Origin of the sequence: Citreicoccus inhibens, from assembly GCF_019039035.1 — a bacterium.
Taxonomy (GTDB): Bacteria; Myxococcota; Myxococcia; order Myxococcales; family Myxococcaceae; genus Citreicoccus; species Citreicoccus inhibens.
Genome location: NZ_JAHNZT010000018.1, coordinates 153,342 through 160,096 on the forward strand (window position 1 = coordinate 153,342; position 6,755 = coordinate 160,096).

Consider the following 6,755-nt stretch of genomic DNA (forward strand, 5'->3'; position numbering starts at 1 on the left):
CCTCTCGAATAGGGAGGGAAGAGTCGAAGCTCGCCGTTTATCAGGGTGCCGGTGTGCCGGCCATGGGTTCGGCATGGCTGGCGTCGCGCTTGCGCGTCTCGCGCAGGAACGCCAACACCCCGTCCGAGATGGCCGCGGCCAACTTGTCCTGGTACTCCCCGCGACTCAGGCGGACGCCCTCCTCGGGATGGGAGATGAAGCCCACCTCGACGAGCACCGCGGGGGCCTCCACGCCCATGAGGACGAAGAAGGGCGCCTGCTGCACGCCCCGGTCCCCTGCCCCGGTGCGAGCCACCAATCGCGGGTGAATGGCATAGGCCAACCGGGACGAGTCCGCGTGCGCCTCGGTGCGCACCAGGTCATCCAAGATGAAGGCCAGCGTCGAGCCGCCACGCGAGGCCTTCGCCGTGGGCGCCTCCGCGTTCTCGCGATCCGCCACCGCCCGCGCCGCCTCGCCGGACGCGTTGGCGGACAAGAAGTACGTCTCGATGCCACCCGTGCGCGCGCGCAGCCGCTTGGTGGGCATGGAGTTGGCGTGGATGGAGACGAACAGGTCCGGCTGGTGCTGATTGCTGAACTCCACCCGCGCGGACAGCGCGAGCAGCGCGTCGCTCTCTCGGGTGAGGAAGACCTCGGCCCCCGCCGCCTCCAGCTTGTCGCGCAGCTTCTGCGCGACCTGCAGCGCCATGTCCTTCTCGAGGAAGGTCCCCGGACCGTGGGCGCCTTCCTTCGCGCCGCCATGTCCAGGGTCGATGACGATGCGCGCGGCGCGCTCCTTCGCCCCCGCGAGGTCCGGGACGAGGCTCAGCCACAACAGCACGAGGAGGGAGACGGTACGGCGCGGCGACATACCCGCGCGAATGCTAGCGGACCCCGGAGCGTCGAGCGAACTTACGACCGGCTCCGGGTCCTTCAGCCGACACGTCCGGCAGCGGCTCAGCCGATGACGTCCACGCCGGGACGTCCCGCCTGGACCTCACCGATGAGGGCCGCGTCCACGCCCGCCTTCTCCAGCGCGGTCAGCGCCTTGAGGGCCTGGCGCGCCGGCACGCTCGCCAGCAGTCCGCCGTTGGTCTGCGCATCCGCGAGCACCCACTGGATGTGCTCGGGCAGGCCCTCGGGGAAGCGCACCTTCTTCTTCACGTGGGCCAGGTTGGACTTCGTCCCGCCGGGCACCACGCCCTGCTCGGCCAGCGCGGGCACGCCCGCGATGAGCGGGATGCGCTCCAGGTCCAGCACCGCGCGGGCCTTGGCCCCTGTCATCATCTCCAGCAGGTGCCCCAGCAGTCCGTAGCCCGTCACGTCCGTGAGCGCGTGCACCTTGAAGCGTCCGGACGCGAACACCTCGCCCGCCGCCTTGTTCAGCGTGGACATCAGCGCCACCACGCGCCGGGTCAGCTCGCGCGGGGCCTCGCCGCGCTTGATGGCCGTGGTCGCGATGCCCGAGCCCAGCGGCTTCGTCAGCAGCAGCACGTCGCCCGGCTTCGCTCCCGCGTTGGTCAGCACCTTCTTGGGGTGCACCACGCCGGTGACGGCCATGCCGTACTTCGGCTCGGGGTCCCGGATGCTGTGGCCTCCGAGGATGGGGATGCCCGCCTCGTCCGCCTTCGACTGGCCGCCCGCGAGGATGCGCGACAGGACCTTCATCGGCACGCCGTCCGGAAACCCGACGAGGTTGAGCGCGAACACGGGCCTGGCGCCCATGGCGTAGATGTCCGACAGCGCGTTCGCCGCGGCGATCGCACCAAACTGAAACGGGTCATCCACCACGGGCGGGAAGAAGTCGACCGTCTCCACCACGGCCAGGCCGGGCGTGAGGCGATAGACGGCCGCATCGTCGTGGGTGGAGAAACCCACCAGCGCTTGAGGAGTCTTCACAGTCTTCAGGTGGCGCAGGACCTGCGCCAGATCCGCGGGCCGCAGCTTCGCAGCTCAACCCGCGCAGTGACTCAATTCGGTGAGGCGCTTGGGCCCCACCGGCTTCGCGTCCGCCATGATGCCGTCCCCTACTCCGCGCGCACGTAGTCGCGCTTGATGAGCTGCACCACGGCCTCGGCCGTCACCACGTCGTCGCCATCCGAGTGGTCCAACACCCCGCTCAGCGAGCCGTGGTTGTGCACCAACTGGAGCACGTCCATCAGCTCGGGCGTGAGCTCCTTCAGCGGCGCGGTGAGGGGCTGCGGCAGCCGCAGCGGCGAGGCCAGGGCCGGCAGCTGTGACTGGATGCGCTTGAACTCGTCGAGCTGGCGCAGGGCGTCCATGAGGAGCGCCTCGGTGGACGAGTCCAACTCCACCATGAACTCCTGGCTGTCCGCGGCGCGCAGTTCGAAGTCGCCCTGCTCCCAGGTGACGATGCGGTTGAAGCTCTTCTGCGGCCCCAGGTTGTGGTTCTCGTCGATGACCGCGTAGTAGACGCGGCCCTGGCGCAGGTAGATCTTCCCCTCCTGCTGGTTCGTCACCACCAGCACGCCGTTCTTCTTGGACGTGTGGAAGAGCTGGAGCAGGTCCGGCAGGGGAATCTCCTCAATCTTCCCCGTCATCGAGCTGGCCTTGGTGGTGCGCGCGGCCTGGGCGGCGGCGGCCTCCTCCAGCTTCTTCATGGCCATCCCCTCGTCCACGCTGGCGCCCTCGGCGCCCTGGTGCACGAGCTTGAGGATGGACGTGCCGATGAGGATGCGGTCGCCTTCCTTCAGGCGCGCCTGCTTGACCTTCTCACCGTTGACGAAGGTCCCGTTGGTGGAGCCCAGGTCCTCGATGGTGATCTTCCCGTCGGAGAAGAGAATCTTCGCGTGCTTGCGCGAGACCATGTCCTCGACGAGGACCATGTCCAGCTCGCTGGACCGCCCCACGACGATCTGCTTGTCCAACTTCAGAGGGAACTCTCCGCCCTGGTACTTCCCGGAGATGAACTTGAGGGCGTAGGACTTCGCCGCCGAACCGCTCGGAGTGCTCACGGTGCCACGACCTCGATGAAGAGGGTTTCCATGGTCCTCAACCTACCTGCTCGGCCTTTCCCGGTTCCTTCACCAGGTTGAGGTACATCTGCGCGCTCTTGTTGCCAGGACTCCGCACCAGCACGTCCTGCCAGACCTGCACCGCCTCGTCGCGGCGCCCCGCGGAGTAGAGCGCAATCCCGTAGTTGATGCGACCTGGGATGTACGCCGGATTCTGGGCGATGACCTGCTCGTACTCGGCGAGCGCGGCGTCGTTGTCGCCCGCGTCCCGCAGGGCGTTGCCGAGCTTCAAGCGGATGTCGACGAACTCGGGGAACAGCGCGAGGGCACGACGGTACTCCTCGATGGCCCGCGCCCAGAACCCGCCGGAGGCGAACACGTCACCGATGTCGGCGTACATGTTCGCGACCTTCTTCATCACGTAGGGATCGAGGTCATCCGGGCTGCCCTTCTGCCGTGCGAGGGCGGCCTGATAGACCTCCTTCGCCTCGGCGTACTTGCCCATGTCGTTGTAGATGACCGCCAGGTTGAGCGCCGCCTCGGTGTAGGCCGGATTGAGCCTCAGCGCGGACTCGAACGCCCGCTGCGCCCGGGCGAACTGCCCCTGGTCGTGGTAGATGATGCCGAGCATGTTGTAGACGTCCGCAAACGTCGGATTCTGCTCGACGACCTTCGCGAGATACGGCTCGGCCTGCGCGTACTGCTTCTTCTCGAAGTAGCCGCGGCCGAGGGTCAATAGCTGCTTGAGGGCTTCTTCCATGACTCGGCCCAGCCGGGGCCTGCCTCCGCGGCGGTAGCCTACATGAGCCTGAGCGAAAACAAGAATTCATCCCCCACGCGAACGAGCGAAAGCTCTCGCGCGCCCCGGCTGTCCACCGGTCTATCGGGGAGCTCTCCTTCCAGGCGGTAGTGCTCCGTCACCACGGCCTCGTCGCGCTCCAGTCGCGCGTACCAGGACTCGACCCCATAGCGACGGTGGCGCACCGCGAGCAGGTCATCCCACTCCCGCCCGCCCCCCTCGACGACGCCTGGAGTCCCACCATCCCCCGCCGGGGACACCAGCCGCGCGAGGTCGTCCGCGCGGCCCGCCTCCATCGCCCGTCGGCGCGTCTCCAGCGCGGTGACGACGGCCACCAGCCGCGGGGCCTGCGAGGTCGCCGGCACCCAGTCCCCGTTGCGCAAGACGAAGGGCACGCGCTCCACGCCGGCCGTGCTGATGGTGGTGGCGCCCAGCGCCCCTTGGAAGTCCAGGGTCGCGTACGCCTCCGCGCTCTGGCCACCCGGGGCCACCGCCACGGTGATGCGGGAGAAGTGGTGCGTGCGCGAGGTCAGCGGCGCACCGGCGCCGGGGATGGGCAGCGTCAGGCCGTCCTTCTCCGTGCGCTTGAGGGCGGTGATGATCTCCACCTCGGGACCGCCCGCGAACCCCAGCAGGCGGGGCCCCAGCACCGCGAGCGCGACAGCGCCCGCGAGCGCGGCGATGAACAACCCACCCAGACGGCTCCAGTCCTGCGTGCTCCTCACGGCCCCAGCATACGCTGGGCCCGCTCCGCGGCGGGCGTGCCCGGCAGGCGCTTGACGACCTGGCGCAGCGTCTCCTGCGCGCGCGTGGCGTCGTTCATCTTCAGGTAGGCGTGGTGCAGGTCGAAGAGGGCCTGCTCCTCGTACTGCGTGCCCGGGTAGTTCTTCAGCATCCCTTCCAGGCGCTGCGCCACGGCGGGCCAGTGCTCCCGCTTCGCGTAGAACGCGGCCACGTACAGCTCATGCTCGGCCAGCCGCTTGCGGGCATCGTCCGCGGCGGCCTTCGCGTCCTTCGTGTAGGACGAGTCCGGGTACTGCCGCAGGAAGTCCGTCATCGCGGCGAGCGCGTCGTGGATGGACTTCTGGTCCTTCTCCTTCGACGGGGGCAGCGCGAAGAACTCGGAGGGGTACTCCTGCACGAACGTGAGCGCCGCGCGGTACGCCGCGTAGTCCACCTTGGCGTGCGTGGGGTGCAGCTTGATGAAGGCGTCGTACTTGTCGCGGGCCTCGGGGAACATCTCGCGAGCGAAGTCCACGTCCGCCAGCCGCAGCTCCGCCTCGCGGGCGGCCTCCAGGTAGGGGAACTTCGTGCGGACGTACTCGAAGTACTTCTCCGCCTTGAGGAGGTCCTTGTCCTCCATGGCCTTCTCGCCCAGGGCGAGGTTCGCATCCGCCTGGGTGGCGTAGTTCGGCTCGCCAGCGGGCCCCTGGGTGAGAGAGGCACAGCCGGAGGTCAGCAGCAACAGGGTGGTCAGACAGGCGACGACGGAGCGCATGGGGTCCTGCCCACGCTATTCGTCCAGCCCCGAGGGGTCCAGCGAAGGATGACCCAGCACCGCACGGATGACGTCTGGCGAAAAGCCCCGGCTGGTCAGGAGGCGTGCGGCCCGAGCCACCTCCTTCGCGTCCAGGGTGCGGCCGAGCAACCCTCACCGCGTCAGCACCTGCCGCGCGGTGGCCTCCGCGTCGAACGCCACTTCCCCGCGGGCGTCCCCCACCGCCCGGCGCGCGACCTCCGGCGCCAGCCCATGGGCCTGCAGTCGTTGGAGCACGGCCCGTGGCCCGAACTTGCCCCGCCCCAGCAGGGACGCGGCGCGCTCCCGGGCGAAGCGCTCGTCGTCCACGTACCCCAGCGCGAGAAGGCGCTCCAAGACCGCCTCCCTCACGGGCTCGGCGTAGCCCTTGCGCTCGAGCGCCAGCAACAGCTCGTGCCGGCTGCGCGCGCGAACCGACAGCAGCCGCAGGCACGCATCGGTGGCGCGGTTGACAGCCTCGGGACCCTCCAGCTCCGGAACCATCTTCCGCTCCCTACCATGTGGTAACAGGCCCGGCCATGCACCCTGTCCTCGCCCACTACCTCACCGCAGATGTCGCCAAGGAGACGCTCCGCAAGGAGAAGGCCGGAGAGCCTCTCTCGCCCGAGGAGCAGGCCTTCGTCGCCGCGGCCGCCGCGCACCCCAAGCAGCGCACGACCCTGCTGGGCGTGGGGGGACGCGTGCTCGCCTCGGACGCGCAGGCCGCGGTGGTGATGCTGGCCGCCCATGCCTCGGCGCGGGCGCTGCTGGATGACGCCGTGCTGGCCGAGCCCACCCGCAAGGCCCGCGAAGCCCTGGCCGAGGAGGGCGCCAGTGAAGAGGAGGCCGATGCCTTCATCGCCTCCATCCTCCTGGAGGAGGCCTTCGGCTACGAGCAGGAGGTGGACTCCTTCGACCGCGACTTCGTCCGGGAGGCCCTGGGCGAGGTGCCCGCGCTGGCGGCGCTCACCAAGGAGTCCGTCGACGCGCTCTTCCTCGCGTTCGTGAAGGGCACCGCGAACGAGGTGGACCGCAAGGCGCGCGAGCACATGGCCCGCGCGCTGTTCGACATCGCGTGGTCCGAGGGCCCCGCCCCCATCAACCCCGAGCACTTGGAAGCGCTGCTCGAGGCCGAGATTGTCGACAAGCCCGAGGAGGAGCAGGACGCGCGCGTGCGCGCCACCGTGCAGCTCCTACAGGCCCTGTCGAAGGAGGGCGTCGTCGGCCCCCTGCGGCTCACCCGGCTGCGTGCGCAGCTGGGGGATGACGACGCGTAGCGCTCAGAAGCGTTCGATCTGGAAGTCGTCGTCGCCTCCCGCGGCCGGCGCGGGGGCCGGCGCCGGCGTGGGGGGACGCGCGGTGGGCGGGGGCGCGGGAGGACGCGCCATGGGCGCACCTGGGGCAGCTCCTGGAGGACGGGCCACGGGGGCGCCTGGCGCGGCCACGGGCGGACGGGCCGCCGGCGGCGCTCCTGGGCGCGGGGCCT

10 protein-coding genes are annotated in these 6,755 nt (G+C 69.8%); 1 reads left to right on the forward strand and 9 read right to left on the reverse strand.

The window, feature by feature from the left end:
• Positions 1 to 40: 40 nt before the first annotated feature.
• From KRR26_RS21450 to KRR26_RS21480, 8 genes are all read right to left on the reverse strand, one after another.
• Entirely contained in the window at positions 41 to 850 is an 810-nt protein-coding gene (locus KRR26_RS21450) for an N-acetylmuramoyl-L-alanine amidase family protein (RefSeq protein ID WP_217080688.1), read from the reverse strand.
• A gap of 86 nt (positions 851 to 936) precedes the next feature.
• Positions 937 to 1,995, reverse strand: coding sequence for a selenide, water dikinase SelD (gene selD / locus KRR26_RS21455; RefSeq protein WP_120209337.1), 1,059 nt, complete (start codon positions 1,993 to 1,995; stop codon positions 937 to 939).
• Between the two features lie 11 nt (positions 1,996 to 2,006).
• A complete protein-coding gene (locus tag KRR26_RS21460) occupies positions 2,007 to 2,954 on the reverse strand; it encodes a DUF4388 domain-containing protein (protein WP_120209338.1) in 948 nt (315 codons plus the stop codon).
• A gap of 37 nt (positions 2,955 to 2,991) precedes the next feature.
• Entirely contained in the window at positions 2,992 to 3,714 is a 723-nt protein-coding gene (locus KRR26_RS21465) for a tetratricopeptide repeat protein (RefSeq protein ID WP_120209339.1), read from the reverse strand.
• A 38-nt stretch (positions 3,715 to 3,752) separates the two neighbouring features.
• Positions 3,753 to 4,478: a hypothetical protein gene (locus KRR26_RS21470; RefSeq protein ID WP_217080689.1), complete on the reverse strand. Its 726-nt coding sequence runs from the start codon at positions 4,476 to 4,478 to the stop codon at positions 3,753 to 3,755.
• Positions 4,475 to 5,251, reverse strand: a complete 777-nt coding sequence (gene bamD / locus KRR26_RS21475) for an outer membrane protein assembly factor BamD (protein ID WP_120209341.1) — start codon at positions 5,249 to 5,251, stop codon at positions 4,475 to 4,477. The genes KRR26_RS21470 and bamD overlap by 4 nt, the downstream gene beginning before the upstream one ends.
• Positions 5,252 to 5,266: 15 nt before the next feature.
• Entirely contained in the window at positions 5,267 to 5,401 is a 135-nt protein-coding gene (locus KRR26_RS37850; RefSeq protein WP_407931729.1) for a hypothetical protein, read from the reverse strand.
• A gap of 3 nt (positions 5,402 to 5,404) precedes the next feature.
• Positions 5,405 to 5,773, reverse strand: coding sequence for a regulatory protein RecX (locus KRR26_RS21480; protein WP_328707184.1), 369 nt, complete (start codon positions 5,771 to 5,773; stop codon positions 5,405 to 5,407).
• A gap of 35 nt (positions 5,774 to 5,808) precedes the next feature.
• Between KRR26_RS21480 and KRR26_RS21485 the strand changes: the two genes are divergently transcribed.
• Positions 5,809 to 6,546 (forward strand): hypothetical protein, encoded by a 738-nt coding sequence (locus KRR26_RS21485; protein WP_120209343.1) that lies wholly within the window; start codon positions 5,809 to 5,811, stop codon positions 6,544 to 6,546.
• Between the two features lie 3 nt (positions 6,547 to 6,549).
• Here the strand turns inward: KRR26_RS21485 and KRR26_RS21490 are convergent.
• Positions 6,550 to 6,755, reverse strand: a 206-nt coding sequence (locus tag KRR26_RS21490; protein WP_217080690.1) for a hypothetical protein, incomplete at its 5' end; no start/stop codon positions are given.

What these genes read in the sequence shown, in the direction of transcription:
- KRR26_RS21480 (WP_328707184.1), bottom strand. Translation starts at nt 5,773, where the DNA reads ATGGTTCCGGAGCTGGAGGGTCCCGAGGCTGTCAACCGCGCCACCGAT.
- KRR26_RS21450 (WP_217080688.1), bottom strand. Translation starts at nt 850, where the DNA reads ATGTCGCCGCGCCGTACCGTCTCCCTCCTCGTGCTGTTGTGGCTGAGC.
- KRR26_RS21485 (WP_120209343.1), top strand. Translation starts at nt 5,809, where the DNA reads ATGCACCCTGTCCTCGCCCACTACCTCACCGCAGATGTCGCCAAGGAG.
- KRR26_RS21465 (WP_120209339.1), bottom strand. Translation starts at nt 3,714, where the DNA reads ATGGAAGAAGCCCTCAAGCAGCTATTGACCCTCGGCCGCGGCTACTTC.
- bamD (WP_120209341.1), bottom strand. Translation starts at nt 5,251, where the DNA reads ATGCGCTCCGTCGTCGCCTGTCTGACCACCCTGTTGCTGCTGACCTCC.